The following is a 24,658-nucleotide window of genomic DNA, read 5'->3' as shown; positions in this document are numbered from 1 at the left end:
AGTCTATGGATTACAAACTCCTTCGCTATTATAATTTTTTATCCAATAAGTAAACAAAGAAAGAAATAAAAATATGAGCTTACCTACAGTAGCCATCGTTGGCCGTCCAAATGTCGGAAAATCAACGATATTCAACCGTATTGCAGGAGAACGCATCTCAATTGTCGAAGACATTCCAGGTGTAACTCGTGACCGTATCTATGCCACAGGAGAATGGTTAACCCGTAAATTCAATATCATTGATACAGGTGGGATTGAACTTTCAGATGAACCTTTCATGACTGAAATTCGTGCGCAAGCCGAAATTGCCATGACCGAAGCAGATGTTATCATCGCTGTTGTTGACGGAGAAACAGGTATTACAGATGCCGATGAAGCCGTTGCTAATATTCTTTATCGTACAGACAAACCAGTTATTCTTGTTGTCAATAAAGTCGATAACCCAGAACGTCGAATGGAAATCTTTGATTTCTACTCACTTGGACTTGGCGATCCTTATCCTGTTTCAGCCGTCCACGGGATTGGGACAGGGGATGTCCTTGATGCAATCGTTCAAAATCTTCCTAATGAAATTGAAGAAGAAAATGAGAATGTCATCAAGTTCAGCTTGATTGGCCGCCCAAACGTTGGGAAATCATCTCTTATTAATGCTATTCTTGGCGAAGACCGCGTAATTGCTAGTCCAATTGCAGGAACAACTCGTGATGCGATTGACACACACTTTGTCGATTCTGAAGACCAAGAATTTGTTATGATTGATACCGCCGGAATGCGTAAATCAGGAAAAATTTATGAAAATACTGAAAAATACTCAGTCATGCGTGCCATGCGTGCGATTGACCGTTCAGATATCGTTTTGATGGTGATTAACGCTGAAGAAGGAATTCGCGAATATGATATGCGTATCGCTGGATTTGCTCACGAAGCTGGTAAAGGAATTTTGATTGTTGTCAATAAATGGGATACCCTTGAAAAAGATAACGATACAATGAAAAACTTTGAATTAGAAATTCGGACAAAGTTCAAATTCCTTGATTATGCACCAATCGTTTATGTATCTGCTAAGACAGGACAACGTCTGAATAAACTCCCAGATATGATTAAAGAAATTCACCATGCACAAAACTTACGTATTTCAAGTTCTGTTTTGAATGATGTCATTATGGATGCTGTAGCGATTAATCCAACTCCGACGGACAAAGGAAAACGTTTGAAGATTTTCTATGCAACACAAGTAGCGATTAAACCACCAACTTTTGTTGTTTTTGTCAATGAAGAAGAACTCATGCATTTCTCATACCTTCGTTTCCTTGAAAATCAAATCCGTAAAGCCTTTGTTTTTGAAGGAACACCAGTTCATTTGATTGCACGTAAACGTAAATAAAAAATTCACTGATTTTATCAGTGTTTTTTTATGCAAAATAATTGCAAAATTTCTAAATTTGAAATATACTATTAAAAAAATTAATTTAATTGAAAGAAGATTAAATGGTATATTTTAAATACGGGAAAGCCTTCCATGACCTTAGAATTCAACATGGCTTTTCGCTTTCAGCCTTTGAAGAACTGGGTATTGCAAAGTCAACCCTCTCCAATTTTGAAAATGGTAAAAGCATGCTCTCCTTTGACCGACTTGATTTTGCACTTCAAAAAATGAATGTTTCTCCATTAGACTATAGTCTAATGATTAATAATGGTGAACAAGATAGTTATATTTCCATATTTGATGAGATTGAACAAGCCTACTATCAAAGAGATATTAAACACCTCCAAGAAATTTATCAAGAAAATAGAAGTGGGAGCAAAGAACAAAAACTAGTAGCATATTCAGCTAAAGGACTTTATCAACATCTACTTTCGCAAGAAATTGATGAACTTGAAGATTATATTAAAGGAATCCAATTTTGGGGATTATTTGAACTTTCAATTCTGGCAAATATTGGAGATAAACTCAATGATACTTTAATTGATAATATATTAGAAGATTTTCTATATAATAAATCCTATTATGAGAATGTTTTATATTATCGAGTACTCATCTATCGTTTTCTCTACAAAGTAATTCTCAACTATGTTGATACAGGGAAAAAAGAAAACGCTCAAGAAATTCTTGAAATTTCTAAGCAATTTTTTATGCCTGGAGATGTGATGAGTCGCGTTATTATCAATTATGCTCAATCATTTTACTGTTATTATTATATTGATGAAAAAAAGGGGAAGAATCAATTGCAAGATACACTAAGATTTTTGAAGAAAATCGGTGCCATAGACTTTCGCAATACCTTAAAAATGCAATATGACAAGAGAATAACAAAGAAAAATCGTTCTGAATAATGAACGTTTTTTGTTTTGAAGTCCTAAAAATACACATGGTTAAGCCATTTTTGTGAAAGGATTTTCAAAAAATAATTTGATTTTTAAAAAATTAAGTACAATTACAAAACCCAAAAGTGCCAATTATATCTATTTAAGAAATGTTTATGCAATGCTATAATGTGTTTGTAAACAAGAGGGAGAGAAGGAGGAAACAATGAAAAATAAAAAAAATATCCTAGTAAGTTTAGTCAGTCTTTCAGTTTTAATGATTGCGACTCAGACCGTTCATGCAGATTCTGCAAATTTTTCAGTCACACCCAAAATAGGTGAAAATCAAGTTGGACAAAATCTTGGCTACTTCAATCTTCTTTTGAAACCAAAGCAAACTCAAAATGTAGAGTTTACCTTAAATAATAATTCAAATCAGACGATTAAAGTGAAAACAAGTTTTGGAACAGCCTTCACAAGTCAATCAGGAAATGTAGGTTACACCCCAGACTTAGTCAAGCCAGACCCATCATTAAAAATAAATTTAAAAGACTATGTTAAACTTCCTCAGACGCTGACAATAAAACCCAAAAGTGCAACAACTGTAACCGCCACAGTAACAATGCCTGATGAAAACATCAAAGGAGTAATTGCTGGAGGATTTAACTTTGAAGATGCTAGCACTTCAGAAAGCATTCAAAAAAGTAGTGGCGTTTCCATCACCAACCGCTATCGTTATGTGATTGGACTTGTCCTGCAAAATGATACAGCCAAAGTTGACCCAACCCTCAACCTAGGTAAAGTTGGTCCAGACCAAGTGAATGGTCGAAATGTAATTACAGCAAATCTAACGAATAGTGCCCCTGCTTATCTCATGCAGATGAACACTAGTGCGACTGTAACCAAGTTAGATGATAAATCCGTCAACTATTCATATAATAATGCAGCAATGGAAATGGCTCCAAATTCAAATTTTAATTTAACCATCCCTGTTTCAATACAAGGTGTGTTAAATGGCAAAACATCAGAACCACTTAAACCAGGTAAATACCATATAAAGATGACGGTTTATGGAAGTAAGGATACAAATGGAACACATCAAACCATGGTAAATGGCCAAGTCACAAAATATGATTATAAATGGACCTTTGATAAAGACTTTACAATCACTGGAGAAAGAGCCACAGCTTTAAATGCCAAAGATGCAACTGTAAATCAAAATTCTGGACTTGATTGGCTACTAATAATTGGTTTAATCGTGATTATTCTATTATTAATTGCTCTTATCTTTTTATTCATAAAGCGTCGGAAAAAAGAAGAACAAGAAGATAATACTAATGAAGATGAAGATAAATCAATTTAAAAGAAAGGAGAAACTTAAGTGAAAAAGTTAATTACTGTGATTCTATTCTTATTCTTGGTTGGACATCCACCACGAGCAGATGCCCAAAGTGCAGATAAAGCAACGAGTGATACAACGATAACTTTTGTTACCAATCCAAATATTCCCAAACCTACCGTTCCTGGGGGCGAGGGAAATCTAGATACATCTCAACCAACAGGAAGTCTTCCTAAAACAGGTGAAGTTACAAATAACCTAATTCCTACAGGGACACTTCTGATTAGCTTGTCAACTTTGCTCTATTTTAAAAAAAGAGCAAGCAAAATATAATAAATTTCTTCAAGAAAGGAAGAATATCTATGGAAATCTTTCTTGGACGCTTAATGTTGAGCAAACTCAACAAATTACAAGTAGTTCACTTGGTCTCTCCTTTATGGACAGCCTGATGGCTTATAACGGAACCGTAATGACCTTGAATTCTCCGATTTTAGTCGGGTCTGATAATAATTCAAGTACAGGTAAGGTGACAGAGGTACTCAATTCTGATAGTAAGTTTTTCAAATTAACAGCCCCAAATAATTTGCAAGTTCCTAAAGCCAATTATCAAGGTGAAGTTACATGGGCATTAGCAACTTCACCTTAAGGTAGTTAATTTTCTAAGTTGACAAATCTTGTGAGAATCTATAATTTCTCACAAGATTTTTTTGATTAAGATAATGATTACTGAAAAATTACATAGAAAATGTCATATATAAACCGTTCGTAAAACGAAACGTTTTTTTTTTTTTTATTTTAATCTAAATAATACAAGGCTTTGTAAGCCTTTATTAAAAGTCATTTTATAATAATTTTTAATTTTTCAAGCTCATAAGTACTGTTACACAGTTAGAAAGATTTTTATTACATTAAATATTTTTCTTTCGTTTAACTTGATGAAATAAAATTGCAATGTTAAAATGATAGCAAGATAATCAATTGAAAATTATATTCTTAAAATCCTCTATTTTAAATGAAAATTTATTAAAGATAAAGAAAGTGAGGAATAAATAGATGTATCATTCTAAGCATCAAAATGGCTATAGAATAAGTCATAAAACACCAAAAAGAAAATTCCGAACTTGGAAATCAAAGAAAAAATGGCTCTACGGATTAACTTTAATAACTCTTACAGTTAGTTCTTTACTTCCATTGGGAAATCTAGCTTTTATTCCCAAGACTGAAAATGCACATGCAGCAACAAGCTCTTCTGGAACTTTGGTTCCAGGAAATACAAGTTATGATACAGGAGGACATACCTACTCTGGAACTGAATTTGCTAATTCTTCAAACTATGCTTTATATGGTAAAGCAGTTGTAGCAAGTAATTGGATTAATCTTGTTTCATCAACAGCTAATAGTGTTGGTTTAGGAATATTTAATGGATCAGTTTCAGCTATTTCAGCAACAACAGGTTTTACCTTGAAGTCAACAATTAAAGTTGATTCAGGAAGTTCTCTGACTGATTTCACAAAATCAGGAGATGCCATCGGGGTTATTTTAACAGGGGCATCAAAGGCACAGTTAGCAGCAAATGCTCAATCTTCTCAGGCGACAAATGATAGGCTTGGAATTAGAGGTCTGCCTAACACAGTTTTCCTCGGCCGCGATCTTTATTCTAATTTATCCAGCGTCTCAAACGGTTCGTTGACAGGAATTGACGGATCTGCAACTGTAAATGGTTGGACAGATGGTCCAGGAGTTGTAATGGCAATTCGCAATACGGATAGTAGTGGAACTTTACAAGCTGCTAATTATCCTTCACTAGGTAGTGCTGCTCCCTATAGTCCCGTGACCAACACTCAAAATGGGACAGCCTACACCTTTGCAACCGACACAAGCTATGCATTAGGTGTTGCCTCTCCTATTACCTCGTCCGTACAAGAACCTGTTACAGTCACTTGGACTCCTGATGCAACAAATACTGCAAGCACAGGTTATACTTCAGGGACTTTAACATTTAATTTGATTGCTCAAACAACAAGTAATGGCGCATTAATTGGAGCAAGTGCTGTCAATGGAGGAACGGGTGGTTATACCTTAACAACTCATACTAATCTACAAAATTCATTAACAGTTGGTTTTGTTGGCGGGACAGGGAAGAATTATGGTAATCTTTCTGTTTCTTTAAATGGAGCAACGATTACTGGCTCAAAAGGAACAGAACCTGTACCTATAAACTATCTCAATAAAGTTACAGGGCAGCCGATTCCATCTATGGCACAAAGTTCAATTACGGCCAATGTCAGTGATACGATTGGTGCAGCCTTAACTGCTCCAAGTTCAACAAGCCCAGATAATAATACTTATACCTACGTTGTTCCAGCAGCTCCAACAGGTTATCAAGCTAATTCTGCAACAACAACGACAGTTCTTGCAGCAAACCCAGCATCCACAACGAATACTTCAGCCACAACTGTTTCTAACTTTATTGTAGGAACAACCAACCCTAATGCACTAAATGTGAGTTATACACCCAGTCAACAAACCGTTTCGTTCAACTGGGCGAAAGCGACGGGAACAACACTTGCAACTCTTCCAACTAATCTTGCATATGGTGCAGCAGGAACAGGTGTAACAACGGACACATCGGTTGTTACCGATAATCCTTTCACAAACACCACTTTGCTATCTAATTATGCAACAGCTCTTACAAACGCCGTACCTGCCGGATACAATATCACATCAATTAGCAATGGGGCTGCAACCTATGTAGGAACGACAACCGCTCAAACACTTGCTACTTTCACAGCAGCTAATCCAACGGTTTCAGCGACGAGTACCAACAATAATTATACTGTGACTTTAACGGCAAATCCTGCCAATATTGCAGGGAGCTTTACTTTCGTTGATGGGACACCTGGTTTTACCAATACAGCTGGAATTGCTGGACCAACAGGAAATCTGACTTTGAATGGCACAGGGACGACAGCGACAATTACGGCAAATGTTGGAGATGTCATTACGATTGCCAGAGGAACAAGTTTATCCACTACAGCGGGTGCAAATGTGCTTACCTCTTCGGTTACCATCAACTCTACAACTAATACAAGTCCTCTTACATTTACAGCTCCATCAGGATACTATATTGTAGGATATAGCTATGCAGGACAGATTCCTCAAGCTTTTACATCATATAGCTCTGGAGGAGCTACTTTCACCGCTACTAGCCAAAGCAATAATACGATTCAGTTTTATCTAGCCCCTTTTTCAGGAGCTCACTATAAATCTGATGGAACACTTGATTTAACTCCTTCAACAACTGCTTATACTGATAGTATTTGGAAAATGTCAAATGCAGCAGGAACAACATCGACAAATGGTGTAGTTGCGACGAATGCTGCTCAACCAAAGGTGTTATTGGAAACAACGACACCTACTGGAACAACAACTTTGGGAGTCACAAGCGGTTTGAATACCTATAAAATGTACACAGGAATCGGATTAACGACAACCGCTCCGACATCAAATACGGTGAATGCTCCGACACAATTTATTGCTTCCCAAGGACAAGCATACTCTACCATGCAGGGAGTCAGTGGAACCAACAAGTTTCCAACCACAAATGCGACACTTGCCATCCCTGGATATAAAATCGTAAGTGTTCGTCATAGTAATAATACGGGTGATATTAGTCAAACCACTGGAATTACAACATCAGGTTTGACAGCAACGACAAACTTTAGCTCAATGGAAGCGGCTCTTGCTGGAAATAACGCTTATTACAATTTTCCACCGAATGTCAATAATTTCACGACAAATACGACAACCAATGCCGCAATAGACCAATTTGCTGTTCTTTATCAGCCACTTCCCGCAACAGTTAATGTCAATAATTTGACCTACACAGTGGGGAATATGCCGAGTACGAATCCAAGCATTTCTGCTCTTTTGACAGCTGCTCTTAAATCAAGTTCGACCAATAGTGACGGTTCAGCTGCGGCAGCAACTAACATGACGATTTCAAATCTTACTAATGTGGGTACGGGTGCTAATCTTCAAGCTAGTCAACTGTCTAGTCAGCCTGCGGGACTCTATCAAGTGACCTATCAATATACTGACCCAATTAATGGGACACAAACAACAGCTCTTGCTTACGTTAATCTCATCAATGGAACGACAACAAATGTGCCACTTATTGGTTCTGCAAGCTTGACGAATACCCTCAATCTTGGTCTTAATGGTTCTCTTACACCAATTAGCGAAAGTGTAACGACTATCAGTTATACAGACTATGAAGGTAATAGTAAGACAGTTGATATTACAGTAAACGATATTGAACTTGATAATCAAGGAAATGTGACGATTGCTCAGGGAAAACTTCATCAAGGAATTTATACTATCAGTGTGACTTATAGTTATACTGGTGGGGGCACGGCGACTGTATCAGATACAATTAATGTTGCGGAACCTTTCAGTTTACCCTTTACAGGTGGCGAAGGAATTGCTGGGGTAGTGAGCTTAGCTGCTCTTACTGGAATGGGAGGAGTCTTTCTTAGAAAACGTAAAAAGTCAGAAGAAGAGACTCTTTTAAAAGTTGATAATTCAGTGGCATTACGAAAGACTAAGAGAAATAAATCAAAGACTTTCCAACAAAATCGGAGAACGCGACCATATCAAAAACTATTTCACACAAAAAATCGTGCTCATCTGGCACAGTTACAGCGAAAGGGGAAATCATGTTGAATAATAAAATAGGAGAAAATTCTACTTAATCAATTTTTAAAACTTGAGAACAAAGTAGGATTAGCTTTAAAAATAGTAAATTAATCAAATAAAAATGGAGAAAAACAAATGAAACTTAATTCACTTAATAAAAAAATTGCACTGGCAAGTATTAATCTTCTTGCCCTTAGTACACTTGCTGGTTTTAGTGGACTATTAAATGTTAATGCCAAAACAACAAGTGTCACCGACCAAGTATCCAATGGTGAAGTGGCTATTTATGCTCAATCAGCAGCTGGGAATCAAAATCCGACGCAAAATAACGGACTTGTAGATTCCGATGGCAATCCTGTTAATGATAGTGGGATTGCTAATAATCAAACAGGAGGACAAGCAGGAAATACTGGAAGCACCAAAAATGATGGTAGCCAACAAACAACTCTTGAAGCTTCAACTCCAAGCACAATGGCAAATGTGACTTTTTCAGCAACAAAATATGTAGGGACGGGTGTTCCGACTGGTGTGACTGATCCTTCATTTACAGATACAACTTCTGTAGCTCCAGTCACTACAGATGCATCTGGTCTTGCTGATTTCACTGGCTTGACCGATGGTTATTATCTGTTTCATCAAGTAACAACAGTCAATGGGATTACAACTGTTGGAGATTTTATCGTCCAAGTCAGCCACGAAGACAGCCAAGCGGGTATTGTTAACGTTTATCCAAAACTAGATATGTCAAGTTCAGCAGGTTTAGGAACGAGTGCGACAACAAATGCGGATGATAATTTCAATGGTCAAACACCAAATCAAATTGCTAATCCAAATGCGACGGGAAATTCTGACCAAACGCTCACAAATACAGACAATAACGCTGGTAATGAAAATTTGGCTAATGGAACATGGACAAATGGGTCTGATAATCAAAATACAACAACTGCGGCAGCTGGAAATACAGTGAATTGGAATGTGAATACAGTTTTTGATTCTTCACAAACAAACAACGGAAACGGGACTACAGGGGTCACAGGTACATATATTGTTACCGACCAATTGCCTAATAATCTGGTCAACAGCTCGACAGTAACAGCAAGTACGGTGATTGTAAATGTTACAAATGGAAGTGGAACAAAAGTGGGTACCTTGACTCCAACAACTGACTATACAATCACAAACGATGGCAATGGAAAAATCGTGGTTACTTTGACCACGGCTGGCCAACAACACGCAGCAAGTTTGCTTGGTAACGCAGATGGTGCTTTAAATATTATCATTCCATCAACGGTTAAAAGCGCCATTGGTAGTGCGACAGATTCAGCCACTACGACAATCACTAACGCTTATGGAGCAGATCTTTCAACGACGACAGCAGTTAAATCAACACTTAATGTGGGTGGTCTTGAAATGACTAAAACAGATGCTTCAACTAATGCAGCTTTGGCAGGAGCAACTTTTACTGTTGTACGTGCTGATAATAAAGAGGATGCCCAAGATTTTGTTGAAGCGAATGCAGCTTATTTTAATAACTCAGCTTCAGGTGGAACAGTAACAAGTCTAACTTCAAGTAAAGCGGCTTTTGTCACTGGGGATACTTCAGGAAATGCAAATACAAGTGCAACTGCACCAGTCACATTCACTACGGGTAAAGATGGGATTGCAACCTTTAACGGCTTGAACTTGGTTGATAATAACACAGATGGCAGTAACACAACGAATTACTATCTTGTCGAAGTTGCCGCTCCAACAGGTTATCAACTTCCTAGTGTTACTACAGCAGCTAACCTGACTGGTGCCGTCACCGCAAGCACAGCACCAGCTGCTACTGATACTACAATTACCAATAATAAACCATTTGCATTACCATTTACAGGTGGACAAGGTTTAGCGGGAATCATTGCTATTGCAACTGTTTCAGGGGTGATTGCTTTTGCTATTAAACGTCGTAAAGATAACGAAGAAGAAGTTGTGAAATAAAAATACTTTATCTTTAATGGAAGTGGTAAACTAGCCAAATTGATATTGTAGATTAGGAGGGGATGATGGCAAAGAAAAAACCAAAAACCTCCCATAAAAAGGGCTTGAGTTTCCGAAATTTACTGAGTATTATTCTTGGGATAATTGCTATTGGATTGTTGTTCTACCCGATTGTTGTTAACTATTTGGCAGGACAGCAAAATATCAAATCCGTTCAGAAATACGATGAAAATCTTTCAAATATAGGAAGTGCTAAAGTAAAGGAATTGCTTAGTCAAGCACAGCTTTATAACGCGCAACTTTACAATGAATATATCTATGATGCAAGTCAGCATATTGCTTGGAATAAGCCAATTCCTAACTATAACAATGTCTTAAAAATTGATACTACGGGAATGATGGGTTTCATCACGATTCCTCAGATTAAAGTCAATGATATTCCAATCTATCATGGAGATTCTGAAAAAATTTTGGGACTAGGGGTTGGACATGTGCCTCAATCCTCTTTGCCGATTGGAGGAATCAATAGTCATGCTGTCTTACCTGCTCATTCTGGGCGAGTGAATGATACTTTATTTACTAATCTAGATAAACTCAAAAATGGTGATATCTTTTATCTTCATGTTTTGAATCTCACTCTAAAATACAAGATTAATGATATTCGCATCGTTGCTCCCAATCAAGTTTCATCTTTGAGTATTGAAAAAGGACGAGATTTAGTGACTTTAGTCACTTGTTATCCAACAGGTATTAATAACAAAAGATTACTAGTTACTGGTGAAAGAACAGCATTATCAAAGGTTACGCCACAAGAAGATATTCAACGCAATCAGTTTGGTTATAATTTTTGGGTGATGTTTGGGTCTGCTTTCTTAATGTTTCTTGGATTAGTCTATCTTTTATGGTTACTCTTTGGGAGGAAGCGGAACTTATATCATGTTGCTGCTAGAAAAATTGAAAAACCTGTTCTTTCTGATGGACAATTGGTAGGAGATTTTGGTGAAGGTTTTTATTTAACTGATTCTAAGAAACTAGCGTTTCAGTGGTTAGATGAATTTGCTCAAAAAGAAAAGCTGAACTCAGAAGAGCTTTTCTTAAATGTTTATCGATTAAAAAGAATTAAAAAGTTGTCCCGCTGGATATTTAAAGATAAAACGGAAAACTGGCAAAATTATATTAATGAGAAACAAGGTTATGGTGATGAAAAACATGCGCTTGTCGTAGGCCCTGCTTTTACTAGTGATAAGAAAATAATGCAGTATGTTTTGAAAACAGAAGAAGCGTTGGGATATATAAAATATATTAAATGCTTGAATATTAATAAATTAAAGAAAGGGGGAGGGATAATTGACAAAAAGTAGCAAGTTAATGGGGGGCTTAATAGTCACTTTGCTTTTGTTTTTGGGACTTGTCAGTCAAAAAGCTTTTGCTGATAGTCGCTTAATTATTGTAAAATATGGGCTAAGCCCTGGAGCGACAGGCTTTAGTGAGAATCAGACGACAAATGATGGACTACAGATTAATAACCTCCCCTTGGATAATTTAGGAAACGAACTGTCAGTTCTTTCTGGAATTCATTATTTAGTTTATGAAATTTCACCTACCGGGGATGGTTCAGAACTTAAGGCAACAAATCCACCGCCATCAAGTTATACAGTTTTAAAAGAGGTTGCTGATTTGGCGACTGACTCTAATGGAGTAGCTAGTTTATCTGTGGTTGATGGTTATTATTTGATTGAAGAACAAACTAACCCTCAGAAAGGTTTGCTGAAAGCAGCTTTACCTTTGGTAATCAAGGCTCCAGTTTCAGGATTAAATGAGGTTTATATTTATCCTAAATCTAGTGTTGATAAGGAAAAAACTGGACCTCCAAACAAACCTAAGCCTGCTCCTAAACCAATTGAAGTTCCTAATATTCCTAAAAGTAAGGATGATTCATCAAAAAAAGTTTTTGGATTATTACCAAAAACTGGTGTAGCTAGTTCTCTTTTATTAACTTCTTATGGTTTTGTCTTATTTCTGATTATTATCTGCTTAAAAAAACGCAGAAAAAAAGAAGAAGAAGTTAAATAAAATGATTAAATTTAGCTAAATAAAAAAGGTTGAACACTTAATTGTTCAACCTTTTTTATTTATATAGGAGTTTTTTAATAGCCAAGAATGATTTTGGCAATGATTGGAGCAAATATTACATACATAATACCAGTCACTCCGATACTAAGAGCTGCCATTGCACCTTGTGTTTTTCCAAGTTCAATCGCTGTTCCGGTTCCGACAGCATGTCCAGTTCCTCCGAGGGCAATCCCTTGAGCAACTGGGTCAGTAATTCTAAAGAGTTTTAAGAGAGGGCCGCCCAGCACGCTTGTGAGGATTCCTGTAGCAACAACGACAACAACGGTAATTTGTTCAACACCATGCATTTTATCTGAAATTCCCATAGCCATTGCAGTGGTTACTGATTTAGGGAAAATTGAAAGAGAAGCGAGTTTACTAAGGCTGAAAAACTTAGCACAAAGGGCGGTAAAAATACAGTTAACTAGAGCCGCAATAGCAATTGAGCTAACAATTGAGCGCGCGTGATGTTTCATCAAGTGGAAAGTTTTATAGAGAGGAATTCCAAGAGCAACGGTACTAGGTCCAATAAGGTCATTGATAATTGAACCCCCGATATAATAGTTTTTATAAGGGATATGAGCTAGTGAGAGAATTAGGATTATTACGACAGTCGCAAAAAGAAGTGGGTTTGTCCAAGGTTTACGAAAGTTTTCATTAATTCGTACTCCAATCATAAAGACAAGAACGGTAAGGACAAAGCCAAAGAGAGGGTCGGTAGTGATAATATTCATGATTTTATATGCTCCAAATTATTGGTCTTCAGTGGAAGAAGTGACGGTAGTATCTGGTTTTAAAGCAACATAATCGCCTTCAAATTTAACTTTAATCCATTCAACTAATTTTCCTAAGATGAGCATATTTATAATGAGTGCTCCAACAACAATCAAGAGGATTTGTGCCCAAAAGTGGCTAATCAAATTCCATTTGGCCATAATTCCAACACCGGCTGGCAAAAATAAAATGGTCATATTATTGATAAGAAAGCTTCCGGCTTCATCAACATGACGAAATTCAAGAATTTTGAATTGTAATGCGAGGAAAAGTAGTATCATTCCTAGAATAGAGCCTGGAACTGGTAAACGAAAGACGTTTGAAATGACATTTCCAATAAAAGAAAAGCCAAAAATGATTAATAATTGCAGGTAAATTTTCATATTTGTTAACTCCCTAAGTTAATTACGGATAATTTTTACAACAATTTTTATTGTACTCTTCGAGATAGGCTTTTTCAAGGATAAACTGGCTTTAGACTAATGAAAATGGCTTAATAAAAAATTTAAAATGTGTGCTTGACTTTTACTTGAAACGTGTTATAATAAATATAAATAAACTATTAGAAAGGAGCGTTCGTAAGGGCGCTCCTTCTCTTGTGTTTTTAAAATAGAAGTTGACTTTAACTTTGTATTTTATGAAAGGAGAATTGCCTATGAATGATGTTGTTAAAATTGTAGAAGATTTCATTAGACCTCATATTCCTCAACCTTTTGAACTGTTTGCAGTTGAATGGGAAAAATTTGGTGGAGATATGATGCTTTCAATTCTGGTGGATAAAGAAGGCGGAATCGAAATTGATGAGACGGCTGAGTTGAGTGAAATCATTTCACCTTTGCTTGATACCATTAGTCCAGACCCGTTTCCAACAGAAGGTTATCTACTAGAGGTTGCAAGTCCAGGAGCTGAACGTCCTTTGCGTAAAGCTGAGCATTTTGCAGGTGCAGTTGGTGAGTATATTTTCGTTAAACTTTATCAAAAAATCAATAATGAAAAAGAAATTACTGGTGATTTGGTAAGCTTTGATGGAGAAACTTTAGTGGTAGATGTCTTGGATAAGACCCGTCATAAAAATATTGAAATTCCTTTATCTGCTGTTGCAAAAGCACAAACGATGGTTAAATTTTAAAGATATGACAGGATTTATTGATTTTTCTAAAGAGAGTCAATAATTAGAAGCTGAGTTCGATTTCCTTGAGTTAGGCGAAAATGTAAAACTTCCTTGATTCAAGGTAGTCGAACTTAGCTTATATTAAAAATGAAATTTTCTTATAAAAAGAAAGAGAGAAAAAAATGAGCAAAGAAATGCTGAACGCCTTTGCAATGTTAGAAGAGCAAAAAGGAATCAAATCTGAGATTGTTATTGAAGCGATTGAGCAAGCTATCACAGCAGCTTACAAGCGTCAATATGGTCAAGCACAAAATGTTAAAGTTATCTTTGATGAAAAGAAAGGAAACTTCAATGTTTATTCGACTCGTGAAGTCGTGGATGAAGTTTTCGACAGTCGTCTTGAAATTTCACTTGAGGATGCGCATGAATTAAATCCTCACTATGAAATTGGCGACAAAATTATGTTTGAAGAAAAACCAAAAGATTTTGCTCGTACTGCTGCTGGAGCTGCTAAACAAGTTATCATGCAAAAAATGCGTGAAGAAGAACGCACAATTATTTATAACGAATATAGCCGTTACAAAGATGAAATCATCCAAGGAACTGTTGAAAAAGTTGATGCTCGTGCCGTTTATGTAAATCTTGGCCGTGTTGATGCTCTTTTGACTAAGAAAGACCAAATTCCACAAGAAAACTTCCATGTGGGAGATCGTGTGAAAGTTTATGTTACCGATGTTGTCTTGACTCCAAAAGGAACTCGTGTCTTCATTTCACGTACTGCGCCTGATATGCTCAAACGCATGTTTGAAAAAGAAATTCCCGAAGTTTTTGATGGAACTGTTGAAATCAAATCAATTGCTCGTGATGCTGGTGACCGTGCTAAAGTCATCGTTCAAAGTCATGATGAAAATGTTGATGCAATTGGTACAATGGTTGGGGCTAAAGGTTCACGTATCCAAGGAATCATTCGCGAGCTTGCGGGTGAAAAAATGGATATCATTGAATGGTCAGAAGATAAAGCGACACTTGTTGCCAATGCTTTAAAACCTGCTCGTATTGAACAAGTTTTGATTACTGCTGACGGTTCAAGTTTAGCAGTTGTTGCGCGTGACCAATTGTCACTTGCCATTGGTAAACGTGGTCAAAATGTTCGTCTTGCTGCACACGTTACAAACAGTAAAATTGATATTAAAGCGGCTGATGAATTCAATCTGGATGATTATGAATTCGTGGGTGAAGATGGGGAAGAAATTCCAACAACTGAAGTTGACGAAACTCTTGTAGTTGAAGAAGTTGTTGAAACACCTGAAGTTAGCGAAAGTGAAGAATAAATTTTAAAAGCTTGAAAATTTACTGACAGAAAATAATATTTTAGAAAAAGCACAAAGGTGCTGAAAATTTCTTTTTATAGGTCTGTCAGTAAAATGGCTGATATTCTAGTGGTCAAGAAATTGGCTGTCAGTCATTTTTTCAACAGAAATTTTGAGGATTTTCGATGAAACAGAAAAAAACTCCAATGAGAAAATCTTTAGTCTCGAATGAACAATTTCCCAAAAAGGATTTGTTACGGATTGCGTATAATAAAGAGGGAGAAATTTCAATTGACCCTTCTGGTAAAGCACATGGACGCGGAGCTTATATTGCTATTTTGAATAAAGAAGCAAGAGAAGCTAAGAAAAAACGTGTTTTTGACCGAGCTTTTCAAACTAAAATTGCTGATGAGTTCTATGATGAGTTAATCACTTATGTTGAACACCTTGTTGCTCGACGAGAACTTGAATCTGCAACCTATTCCGCTGATTTAGCGCCGGACTACGACTAAAGATGGATAAAAAACAACAAATTTCAAATTTACTAGGAATTGCAAAACGAGCTGGAAAAATTATTAGTGGTGAAGAATTGGTGATTAAATCAATTCAAAGCAGTAAAGCTACATTAGTTTTTCTTGCCAATGATGCCGCAGCAAATTTGAGTAAAAGAATTACTGATAAATCAAATTATTATGAGATTGCTGTCTCAACACTCTTTACAGAAATAGAATTATCGCACGCCATAGGACAAAATCGCAAGGTTATTGCACTTATGGACGATGGATTTGCAAAGAAAATGGAGAGCCTCATGAACAATTGATGATATAAGGAGGACAAAGATTGTCTGATAAAAAACGTATAAACCAAATTGCTAAGGAAACTGGATTAACAAATGCTGAACTTGTTTCGGCAGCACAAACTCTCGGTTTTGAAGTGAAATCACATTCAAGTTCTGTAACAGCAGAACAAGCAGAAAAAATCATTCAAAGTGCAAAAACAGGCACTGACCAAACTGCTAAAGTTGCTGAAAAACCTGTTAAAAAAAGTCAACCAAAAGCTGCTGAGTCAGCAAAGAAAAACAAGGAAGACCATCCACGCACTTTTGCTGGAAAAGCAGTTGTTGAGGACCCAGCAATTTTAGCAAGAATTAAAGCTAAAGAAGAAGCTGAAAAAGCAGCAAAAGTAGAAGTTGCATCAACTGAACATCCTGTTGTTACAGAAAAACCTAAAGCTAGTGAACCAGTTAAAAAAGCTGAACCAAAAGTTGAAGCTAAATCTGAGCCAAAAGTTGAAAAAGTAGAAACAAAAGATAACACAGCAACGTCAAAAGCTGAAGTAAAACCAGAAAATGTTGCTGATAAAAAAGAACCAGTTGTTACTGAAGAAAAGAAAAAATCATTGACTCAAAAACCAAGAATTCAAATCAAAGTTATTAAACGTGCCGAAGATATCAAAAAAGAACAAGCGGCAGCTCGTCCTGAAAAGAAAAAATTCGACAAAAATCGTAATGACCGAAATAATCGTAATGATAATCGCCGTCCTAACCAAAATGGGAATGGTCAAGGTGGAAACCATTATGATAAGAACCGTTCATCTGGTCAAGGACAAAATCAAGGTCAAAAACGTGACAAATTCGCTTCATCAGGTAGCGCACCAGCAACAGATTCATTTGCACCAGCTACTTCTGGTAAAACAAACCGTCGTGACCGTGACCGTAAAAAATCTGATAACAATCGCGATAATACAAAAGATGGTAACCGTAAAGGTGGTCCTCTTCGCGTAAATGATAATCGTAATCAAGTTCGTAATGCGCGTAACTCAAACTGGAATCAAAAAGGTGGTCGTGGTCGTTACCAAAACAACCAATCTTCAAGTGTTCCAGCAACTCAACGTAAATTCCATGAATTACCAGAAAGTCTTGAATATGAAGTAGGAATGAATGTTCAAGATATTGCTAAATCAATCAAACGCGAACCAGCTGAAATTATCAAAAAACTCTTCATGATGGGAACAATGGTCAACCAAAACCAATCACTTGATGAAGATACAATTGAGTTGATTCTCATGGATTATGGTGTAACACCAGTCAAAAAAGTTGAAGAAGACAAATCAGATATTGAACGTTTGTTTGTTGAAGATGGATATCTTAAAGAAGAAAACATGGTTGAACGTCCAGCCGTTGTAACAATTATGGGACACGTTGACCATGGTAAAACAACCTTGCTTGACCGTTTCCGCGAATCTCGTGTGACTGAGGGAGAAGCAGGTGGTATCACTCAACATATTGGTGCTTACCAAATCAAAGCGAATGGTAAGAAAATTACTTTCCTTGATACACCAGGTCACGAAGCCTTCACTTCTATGCGTGCTCGTGGTGCTTCTGTCACAGATATTACAATCCTTGTAGTTGCTGCTGATGATGGCGTAATGCCACAAACAATTGAAGCAATCAACCACTCTAAAGCTGCTGGGGTGCCAATTATTGTTGCAATCAACAAAATTGATAAACCAGGTGCAAATCCACAACGTGTAACACAAGAACTTACTGAACATGGTGTATTCCCAGTCGCTTGGGATCCAGAAAATGGTTCAGAATTCGTTGAAATTTCGGCTAAATTTAACCAAAATCTTGATGAATTGTTAGATACAGTTCTTCTTGTGGCAGAAGTGCAAGAACTTAAGGCTGACCCAACTGTTCGTGCCATTGGTACTGTTGTTGAAGCACGTCTTGACCAAGGTAAAGGGGCAATTGCAACTCTCTTGGTACAACAAGGAACACTTCATGTTCAAGATCCAATTGTTGTCGGAAACACATATGGTCGTGTTCGTACAATGACAAATGACCTCGGACGTCGAATTAAAGAAGCTGGTCCGTCAACTCCAATTGAATTAACTGGTCTTTCTGACGTACCACAAGCTGGTGATCACTTCGCAGTATTTGAAGATGAAAAAGCAGCTCGTGCGGCTGGGGAAGAACGTGCTAAACGTGCTCAATTGATCAAACGTCAAAATACACGCCGTGTTAACTTAGATAATCTCTTTGATACTCTTAAAGAAGGTCAAACTAAATCTGTTAACATTATCATCAAAGCGGATGTTCAAGGTTCTGCAGAAGCGCTTGCTGCTTCACTTCAAAAAATTGAAGTTGAAGGTGTGAAAGTAGATATCGTCCATTCAGCTGTTGGGGCAATTTCAGAGTCTGATATTTCACTTGCAGCAGCATCAAATGCGATTATCATTGGTTTCAATGTTCGTCCAACTGGTCTTGCACGTGAACAAGCGGCTCAAGAAGAAGTTGATATTCGTTTGCACAGCATCATTTATAAAGTAATTGAAGAAGTTGAAACAGCAATGCGTGGAATGCTTGATCCTGAGTTCAAAGAAGAAATCATTGGTGAAGCAATTGTTCGCGAAACATTCAACGTCTCTAAAGTTGGTACAATTGCCGGATTTATGGTTATTCGTGGTAAAGTTGCCCGTGATGCTTCTGTCCGTGTCATTCGTGAAGGTGTCGTGATTCATGATGGAGCTATTGCCAGTCTTAAACATTTCAAAGATGACGTTAAAGAAGTCGGAAATGCTCAAGAAGGTGGTTTGATGGTTGAAGACTTCAACGATGTTGAAATTGATGATACATTTGAAGTTTACAAAATGGTTGAAATCGAACGTAAATAATAAGAGGTGAGCTCGACCGTCCAGAAGTTATGATAATTGCTACTTCGACTAACTGGTTTAGCAGTTTAGCGAGAATGGACAGCGTAGATAGAAAATGTGGTTCTACGAGTAGTGTAGGTTCTATTTTGTCTATCTACGCCACAATGTGGCTACGCTGTCGATTCATTCTAAGCGACTAAAGTCGCAAGATGAATCGCATTTTCACAAACTTCTAAGAAGGTGAACTCAGTTAAATAAAAGGTGAGGGCGACTGGTTAAAAATGATGAATTTTATTTAAGTTTATTGTTTCTGGGAGCTTTTACTCATTTTAAATGGAGGTGTGGAAAAGTGATTTAAAAATCATTTATCTACATTTTTAAACGAAAAAATAGGAGGAGAAAATGGGAAATTCTTTTCGTAGCGACCGTGTCGCTGTAGAAATTCAACGCGAAATCAATGATATTTTACGAAATAAAGTACGTGATCCACGTGTTCAAGATGTAAATATCACTGATGTTCAATTGACTGGTGATTTGAGTCAAGCGACTGTTTATTATAGCCTCTTGTCAAATCTTGCCTCTGATAATGAAAAAGCCGCAACTGCTTTGAAAAAAGCAACCGGACTTTTCAAAAGTGAATTGGCAAAACGCATGACCATTTTCAAAATTCCAGATTTAACTTTTGCAAAAGATGAATCTGTTGAATATGGTTCAAAAATTGATGAGCTTCTTCGTGGGCTTAACAATAAATCAGAATATTAATTAAAAAAGTTACTGACGAAAAAATTGAGTGTATTCTTTAGGTTGAATATATTCTGACAGTTCTGTCAGTAACTTTTTTTGTCATAAAAATACTGACAGAATTGTTCTAGATAAATTTTGTGATATAATAGACATTGTGAAATGAAAGCGAATAAAATCTGCTCATTTGGAGGAAATTATGAAAGAACCATTGTTTTTGAACTCAGTTTTGCAAGAAAAAATCTGGGGCGGCGACCATTTGAAAGAGTTTGGCTATGATTTGCCATCAGACAAAGTTGGTGAATATTGGGCTATTTCTGCTCATCCACATGGTGTGTCAACAATTGCTAATGGCGAATTTAAAGGTCAAAAACTTGACCAATTATACGCAAGTCACCGCGAATTGTTTGGTGATAGTAAAAAAGAAGTTTTTCCCTTACTAACTAAAATTTTAGATGCCAATGACTGGCTTTCTGTGCAAGTTCATCCAGATGATGAATATGGACAAAAACATGAAGGTGAACTTGGAAAAACTGAATGTTGGTACATTATTTCAGCTGAACCAGGCGCTGAGATTATCTATGGACATAATGCTAAATCACGTGAAGAATTAGCAGAAATGATTAAATCTGGTGATTGGGATCATTTGTTACGTAAGGTAAAAGTGAAAACAGGGGATTTCTTCCATGTTCCGTCAGGAACAATGCACGCAATCGGTGCTGGAATTGTTATTCTTGAAACACAACAATCTTCTGATACAACTTACCGTGTTTATGATTTCGACCGTAAAGATGACCAAGGAAATCTACGTGAATTACATATTCAACAATCAATTGATGTATTGAATATTCCGGGCGACAAAGTTCCTGAAAATCAAGTTAAAACTGAAAAATTTGCTGATGCAGAAATTACAACTCTTGTGAAATCAGATTTCTTTGATGTTTATAAATGGCAAATTCATGGTGACCATGAATTTACCAAAGTTGCAGATTACACTTTAGTTTCTGTACTTGATGGTCAAGGAAAATTAATAGTTGATGGAAATGAATATCCAGTTGAAAAAGGAGCTCATTTCATCTTACCAAGCAACATTGAAAAATGGAATTTGTCTGGTCAATTAGAAATTATTGCCAGCAATCCTGCCTAATGAATTCAAAAGTTACTGATGAAAACTTTAAATTTTCTGTCAGTAACTTTTTTTGTTGAAATTATTTCTGTCAGTAGTTTGGGAAGGCAAATTTTGCTGACAGAAACTAATATTTTTTATAAAAATTGAGCAATGATGACGTTTTCTAAAAATTATTACTTGCAAATCATTCTAAAAAATAATATAATTTGATACAGAAAACCATTTGCAATATAAAAACAAATTGAGTTCATCTTGCGAGAAAGAAAAAATAGAATAATAAATCAGGGGGTAAGTTGATGATGTTTTTTTGCATCAGTTTATCCCCTATCTAAATGTAATAATAAAATTTCATAAGGGATTTTATTGATTTCGATTTCTTTTTTTTCGTAATGTCTAAAGTCGGACTCACATCTAAATAATGAAGAGGATGACAGATGAAAACAGATTTTGATAAGGTGAATGAATGGCTGATTCAACTCTTTCATGATTTTATGATATTAGAGGAGCAATTTTTAAAGGACTCAGCTTATTCAGATGTAACAGTAAAAGAATTACAAATTTTGACACTGGTTCATACGCTAGGAACTTGTCGTGCGACAGATATTGCCAAAAATCAAAAATTGGCCTTGTCAACAATTACAATTACCCTCAATCGATTAGAAGATAAGGGATATATTGAACGCAAGCGTTCTACAGCGGACAGACGAGTGACTCACATTATACTGACATCGAAGGGTGATGAGCTTTGTGCAACTCACCGTGAATTTTTCCATACGATTACAGATAATCTATTTGATAGCGTTTATGGAACTACTGAAAATAAATTGGCTGGTGAACTTGCAACCTTACACGATTCTTTGGAGAATATGAAATAATGACTTTTGCGAAAATTACGCAAGTGGCACACTATGTGCCTGAAAATGTGGTATCTAATGATGACTTGTCCAAAATAATGGATACTAATGATGAATGGATTTACAGTCGGACAGGGATTAAAAATCGCCATATTTCAACTGGAGAGAACACCTCAGACTTAGCAGCTAAAGTTGCTAAGCAGTTGATTAGCGATTCAAATTTAAGCCCAGAAACGATTGACTTCATCATTGTTGCTACAGTAACTCCGGACTCATTGATGCCTTCAACCGCGGCACGGGTTCAAGCTCAAGTAGGAGCAGTTAATGCTTTTGCTTACGATTTGACTGCGGCTTGTTCAGGCTTTGTCTTTGCTCTATCAACAGCGGAAAAATTAATTTCCTCAGGAGCATATCAACGAGGGCTTGTCATTGGCGCAGAAGTCTTTTCAAAAGTAATTGATTGGTCAGACCGATCAACTGCTGTTCTTTTCGGAGATGGAGCTGCTGGTGTGCTTATTGAAGCTGGCGCGAGTCAACCTCTGATTATTGCTGAAAAAATGCAAACAGATGGAAGTCGTGGGAACAGTTTACTTTCTAGTTATGCTGACATCCAAACTCCATTTGCCTCTGTTTCATACGAAAGTTCAAACTTGAGTATGGAAGGGCGAGCAATTTTTGATTTTGCCGTACGTGATGTTCCTAAAAATATCCAGGTAACTTTAGAAAAAGCTAATTTGTCTGCTGAAGAAGTAGATTATTATCTCCTTCATCAAGCGAATTCAAGAATCCTTGATAAAATGGCTAAAAAGCTTGGTGTGACGCGCCAAAAGTTCCTTCAAAATATGCAAGAATATGGTAACACATCGGCAGCAAGTATCCCTATATTGTTGTCAGAATCCGTAAAAAATGGTATATTTAGTTTGGACGGTCAAACAAAAGTCGTCTTGACAGGATTTGGCGGTGGCCTCACTTGGGGTACAGCAATTATTAATTTATAAGAGCTTCAAAGTTTAGCAAGTTTTTCTTAAGTTGTCTATATAAGAAAACATTATCAGCTAACTTTGACTCACAAGAAGATTTTAAAAAATCTTCACTAACTAATGGTTATAAACCGCTTTGCGGATATAATATAAATATTTTCACTCAATTAAAGGAGAAAAAATTATGGCAGTATTTGAAAAAGTACAAGATATTATCGTTGACGAACTCGGTAAAGAAAAAGAAGAAGTAACACTCGAAACTTCATTTGAAGAGCTCGACGCTGATTCACTTGACCTTTTCCAAATCATCAATGACATCGAAGACGAATTCGACGTTGAAGTTGATACAGAAGCAGATATGAAAACAGTTGCTGACCTCGTTAAATACGTAGAAAACAACAAATAATTCGGGATGGGGGGTGAAGCGAGCAAAGGAGTTGATTCTTTTGCGAATTTCGCCCCTTCTTTTCGTTGGACTAGTTCTATTTTCAAAATAGAATTCTAGTATAGGAGGCTCAGTAATGATATACTGAGCTTGTCCTATAATTTTCATATTGAAGAATGTCATTTTTTTTAAGGTAAAAAACATTTTACAATACTAATAATTAACTTTATAAAAGAAAATACGAGGAACTCAAATTGACTGATTTTGAATCATTGATTCAAAAGGTTGATTACTATATATTATGACTAAAACAGCATTTTTATTCTCAGGTCAAGGGGCACAAAAGCTTGGAATGGCACGTGACTTATATGACCAATATGAAACAGTTAAAGCAACTTTTGATGAAGCAAGTCAAGCTTTAGGATATGATTTGCGAGCTTTGATTGATAATGATGAAGAAAAACTAAATGAAACAAAGTACACTCAACCTGCAATTTTAACAACCTCTGTTGCTATTTTACGTTTGTTAAGTGAGAATGGGATTAAACCTGACCTTGTTGCTGGTCTTAGTCTTGGTGAATATTCTGCCTTGGTAGCATCAGGAATCATTGATTTTCAAGAAGCAGTTAAGCTTGTAGCTAAACGTGGTCAATATATGACAGAAGCTGCACCGACTGGTTCTGGTAAAATGGTCGCTGTAATGAACACAGACCCAGCCTTGATTGAAGGAATTTGCCAGAAAGCGGCCGAATTTAAAGGCGGTATTGTGAGTCCAGCAAATTATAACACGCCCGCACAAATTGTTATTGGTGGTGAAGTTGAGGCGGTTGACTATGCTGTTGAATTACTTAAAGAAGCCGGAGTTCGTAAACTTATTGAATTAAAAGTTTCAGGACCTTTCCATACAGCAATTTTAAAACCAGCATCTGAAAAATTGGCTTTGGAACTTGATAAAATTAATTTTAGACCTTTTGAATTACCATTAATCTCAAATACGAGTGCTAAAGTAATGGAAAATGATGAAGTCAAAGGACTTTTGACGCGTCAAGTCATGGAACCTGTTCGTTTTTATGAATCTGTTGAAACAATGCAAAAACTAGGGGCGACTCGCTTTATTGAAGTTGGTCCTGGGAGAGTACTTTCAGGTTTCATTAAAAAAATTGATAAAAATGCAGAAATTGCTAATGTTGAAAATTTAGCTTCATTTGAAGCTTTGATTAATCAGTAAAATTGAAGAAAGGAATTGAGTTTGTCCTTTTGAAATCTTAGTACTAAAGTGCTAAAACT

Annotated in this window: 22 protein-coding genes; 20 read left to right on the top strand and 2 right to left on the bottom strand. The window is 36.5% G+C overall.

Annotated features, from left to right (window positions below; genetic code table 11):
- The first annotated feature begins 73 nt into the window (after positions 1-73).
- The 9 genes from der to LDP15_RS05710 all read left to right on the top strand — a co-directional run bounded on the left by der (position 74) and on the right by LDP15_RS05710 (position 12,394).
- A complete protein-coding gene (gene der, locus LDP15_RS05750) occupies positions 74-1,384 on the top strand; it encodes a ribosome biogenesis GTPase Der (RefSeq protein ID WP_003132476.1) in 1,311 nt (436 codons plus the stop codon).
- 104 nt (positions 1,385-1,488) lie between these two features.
- Complete coding sequence (locus LDP15_RS05745) at positions 1,489-2,334, top strand: Rgg/GadR/MutR family transcriptional regulator (RefSeq protein ID WP_015426076.1); 846 nt, start codon at positions 1,489-1,491, stop codon at positions 2,332-2,334.
- Positions 2,335-2,530: 196 nt separating this feature from the next.
- Complete coding sequence (locus LDP15_RS05740; RefSeq protein ID WP_015426077.1) at positions 2,531-3,667, top strand: DUF916 and DUF3324 domain-containing protein; 1,137 nt, start codon at positions 2,531-2,533, stop codon at positions 3,665-3,667.
- 18 nt (positions 3,668-3,685) lie between these two features.
- A complete protein-coding gene (locus tag LDP15_RS05735) occupies positions 3,686-3,976 on the top strand; it encodes an LPXTG cell wall anchor domain-containing protein (RefSeq protein ID WP_225513329.1) in 291 nt (96 codons plus the stop codon).
- Between the two features lie 115 nt (positions 3,977-4,091).
- Positions 4,092-4,289, top strand: coding sequence for a hypothetical protein (locus LDP15_RS05730; RefSeq protein WP_042230187.1), 198 nt, complete (start codon positions 4,092-4,094; stop codon positions 4,287-4,289).
- A 407-nt stretch (positions 4,290-4,696) separates the two neighbouring features.
- On the top strand, positions 4,697-8,368 hold the full coding sequence (locus LDP15_RS05725; protein ID WP_225513328.1) for a hypothetical protein: 3,672 nt from the start codon (positions 4,697-4,699) through the stop codon (positions 8,366-8,368).
- 108 nt (positions 8,369-8,476) lie between these two features.
- A complete protein-coding gene (locus LDP15_RS05720; protein WP_015426079.1) occupies positions 8,477-10,321 on the top strand; it encodes a SpaH/EbpB family LPXTG-anchored major pilin in 1,845 nt (614 codons plus the stop codon).
- 65 nt (positions 10,322-10,386) lie between these two features.
- Entirely contained in the window at positions 10,387-11,682 is a 1,296-nt protein-coding gene (locus LDP15_RS05715; RefSeq protein ID WP_225513327.1) for a class C sortase, read from the top strand.
- A complete protein-coding gene (locus tag LDP15_RS05710) occupies positions 11,669-12,394 on the top strand; it encodes a pilin N-terminal domain-containing protein (protein WP_015426081.1) in 726 nt (241 codons plus the stop codon). The genes LDP15_RS05715 and LDP15_RS05710 overlap by 14 nt, the downstream gene beginning before the upstream one ends.
- A gap of 74 nt (positions 12,395-12,468) precedes the next feature.
- On the opposite strand, the gene LDP15_RS05705 is transcribed toward LDP15_RS05710, so the two are convergent.
- Positions 12,469-13,167: an LrgB family protein gene (locus LDP15_RS05705; protein WP_003132485.1), complete on the bottom strand. Its 699-nt coding sequence runs from the start codon at positions 13,165-13,167 to the stop codon at positions 12,469-12,471.
- An 18-nt stretch (positions 13,168-13,185) separates the two neighbouring features.
- Positions 13,186-13,590, bottom strand: coding sequence for a CidA/LrgA family protein (locus LDP15_RS05700; protein ID WP_012897449.1), 405 nt, complete (start codon positions 13,588-13,590; stop codon positions 13,186-13,188).
- 272 nt (positions 13,591-13,862) lie between these two features.
- On the opposite strand from LDP15_RS05700, the gene rimP reads away from it, so the two are divergent.
- From rimP to fabD, 11 genes are all read left to right on the top strand, one after another.
- Positions 13,863-14,336: a ribosome maturation factor RimP gene (gene rimP, locus LDP15_RS05695; protein ID WP_010905551.1), complete on the top strand. Its 474-nt coding sequence runs from the start codon at positions 13,863-13,865 to the stop codon at positions 14,334-14,336.
- A 164-nt stretch (positions 14,337-14,500) separates the two neighbouring features.
- Positions 14,501-15,649, top strand: coding sequence for a transcription termination factor NusA (gene nusA, locus LDP15_RS05690; protein ID WP_015426082.1), 1,149 nt, complete (start codon positions 14,501-14,503; stop codon positions 15,647-15,649).
- Between the two features lie 164 nt (positions 15,650-15,813).
- Positions 15,814-16,140, top strand: a complete 327-nt coding sequence (gene rnpM, locus LDP15_RS05685) for an RNase P modulator RnpM (protein ID WP_003132489.1) — start codon at positions 15,814-15,816, stop codon at positions 16,138-16,140.
- Positions 16,141-16,142: 2 nt separating this feature from the next.
- The gene (locus tag LDP15_RS05680) at positions 16,143-16,448 is read left to right on the top strand and encodes a YlxQ-related RNA-binding protein (RefSeq protein ID WP_015426083.1); all 306 of its coding nucleotides are present in this window, start codon (positions 16,143-16,145) and stop codon (positions 16,446-16,448) included.
- 20 nt (positions 16,449-16,468) lie between these two features.
- Positions 16,469-19,303 (top strand): translation initiation factor IF-2, encoded by a 2,835-nt coding sequence (infB, locus tag LDP15_RS05675; protein ID WP_015426084.1) that lies wholly within the window; start codon positions 16,469-16,471, stop codon positions 19,301-19,303.
- A gap of 381 nt (positions 19,304-19,684) precedes the next feature.
- Positions 19,685-20,044, top strand: a complete 360-nt coding sequence (gene rbfA / locus LDP15_RS05670) for a 30S ribosome-binding factor RbfA (protein ID WP_003132494.1) — start codon at positions 19,685-19,687, stop codon at positions 20,042-20,044.
- Positions 20,045-20,222: 178 nt separating this feature from the next.
- Positions 20,223-21,170: a mannose-6-phosphate isomerase, class I gene (gene manA / locus LDP15_RS05665; protein WP_015426085.1), complete on the top strand. Its 948-nt coding sequence runs from the start codon at positions 20,223-20,225 to the stop codon at positions 21,168-21,170.
- A 416-nt stretch (positions 21,171-21,586) separates the two neighbouring features.
- Positions 21,587-22,027: a MarR family winged helix-turn-helix transcriptional regulator gene (locus tag LDP15_RS05660; protein ID WP_003132498.1), complete on the top strand. Its 441-nt coding sequence runs from the start codon at positions 21,587-21,589 to the stop codon at positions 22,025-22,027.
- A complete protein-coding gene (locus LDP15_RS05655; RefSeq protein ID WP_015426086.1) occupies positions 22,027-23,004 on the top strand; it encodes a beta-ketoacyl-ACP synthase III in 978 nt (325 codons plus the stop codon). Before LDP15_RS05660 ends, LDP15_RS05655 begins: the two co-directional genes overlap by 1 nt.
- A gap of 166 nt (positions 23,005-23,170) precedes the next feature.
- Positions 23,171-23,392: an acyl carrier protein gene (locus LDP15_RS05650; protein ID WP_003132501.1), complete on the top strand. Its 222-nt coding sequence runs from the start codon at positions 23,171-23,173 to the stop codon at positions 23,390-23,392.
- 280 nt (positions 23,393-23,672) lie between these two features.
- Positions 23,673-24,599, top strand: a complete 927-nt coding sequence (gene fabD / locus LDP15_RS05645; RefSeq protein ID WP_015426087.1) for an ACP S-malonyltransferase — start codon at positions 23,673-23,675, stop codon at positions 24,597-24,599.
- Positions 24,600-24,658 lie beyond the last annotated feature (59 nt).

This window comes from Lactococcus sp. SK2-659 (assembly GCF_020218185.2).
Taxonomy (GTDB): domain Bacteria; phylum Bacillota; class Bacilli; order Lactobacillales; family Streptococcaceae; genus Lactococcus; species Lactococcus lactis.
The sequence above is the reverse complement of the archived record's forward strand: the minus strand, read 5'-3'. Positions and strand labels throughout refer to the sequence as shown.

Bases quoted from the DNA above. Each gene is read 5' to 3' on its own strand.
- der (WP_003132476.1), top strand. From the start codon at position 74: ATGAGCTTACCTACAGTAGCCATCGTTGGCCGTCCAAATGTCGGAAAA.
- LDP15_RS05745 (WP_015426076.1), top strand. From the start codon at position 1,489: ATGGTATATTTTAAATACGGGAAAGCCTTCCATGACCTTAGAATTCAA.
- LDP15_RS05740 (WP_015426077.1), top strand. From the start codon at position 2,531: ATGAAAAATAAAAAAAATATCCTAGTAAGTTTAGTCAGTCTTTCAGTT.
- LDP15_RS05730 (WP_042230187.1), top strand. From the start codon at position 4,092: ATGGCTTATAACGGAACCGTAATGACCTTGAATTCTCCGATTTTAGTC.
- LDP15_RS05725 (WP_225513328.1), top strand. From the start codon at position 4,697: ATGTATCATTCTAAGCATCAAAATGGCTATAGAATAAGTCATAAAACA.
- LDP15_RS05720 (WP_015426079.1), top strand. From the start codon at position 8,477: ATGAAACTTAATTCACTTAATAAAAAAATTGCACTGGCAAGTATTAAT.
- LDP15_RS05715 (WP_225513327.1), top strand. From the start codon at position 10,387: ATGGCAAAGAAAAAACCAAAAACCTCCCATAAAAAGGGCTTGAGTTTC.
- LDP15_RS05705 (WP_003132485.1), bottom strand. From the start codon at position 13,167: ATGAATATTATCACTACCGACCCTCTCTTTGGCTTTGTCCTTACCGTT.
- LDP15_RS05700 (WP_012897449.1), bottom strand. From the start codon at position 13,590: ATGAAAATTTACCTGCAATTATTAATCATTTTTGGCTTTTCTTTTATT.
- rimP (WP_010905551.1), top strand. From the start codon at position 13,863: ATGAATGATGTTGTTAAAATTGTAGAAGATTTCATTAGACCTCATATT.
- nusA (WP_015426082.1), top strand. From the start codon at position 14,501: ATGAGCAAAGAAATGCTGAACGCCTTTGCAATGTTAGAAGAGCAAAAA.
- rnpM (WP_003132489.1), top strand. From the start codon at position 15,814: ATGAAACAGAAAAAAACTCCAATGAGAAAATCTTTAGTCTCGAATGAA.
- LDP15_RS05680 (WP_015426083.1), top strand. From the start codon at position 16,143: ATGGATAAAAAACAACAAATTTCAAATTTACTAGGAATTGCAAAACGA.
- rbfA (WP_003132494.1), top strand. From the start codon at position 19,685: ATGGGAAATTCTTTTCGTAGCGACCGTGTCGCTGTAGAAATTCAACGC.
- manA (WP_015426085.1), top strand. From the start codon at position 20,223: ATGAAAGAACCATTGTTTTTGAACTCAGTTTTGCAAGAAAAAATCTGG.
- LDP15_RS05660 (WP_003132498.1), top strand. From the start codon at position 21,587: ATGAAAACAGATTTTGATAAGGTGAATGAATGGCTGATTCAACTCTTT.
- LDP15_RS05655 (WP_015426086.1), top strand. From the start codon at position 22,027: ATGACTTTTGCGAAAATTACGCAAGTGGCACACTATGTGCCTGAAAAT.
- LDP15_RS05650 (WP_003132501.1), top strand. From the start codon at position 23,171: ATGGCAGTATTTGAAAAAGTACAAGATATTATCGTTGACGAACTCGGT.
- fabD (WP_015426087.1), top strand. From the start codon at position 23,673: ATGACTAAAACAGCATTTTTATTCTCAGGTCAAGGGGCACAAAAGCTT.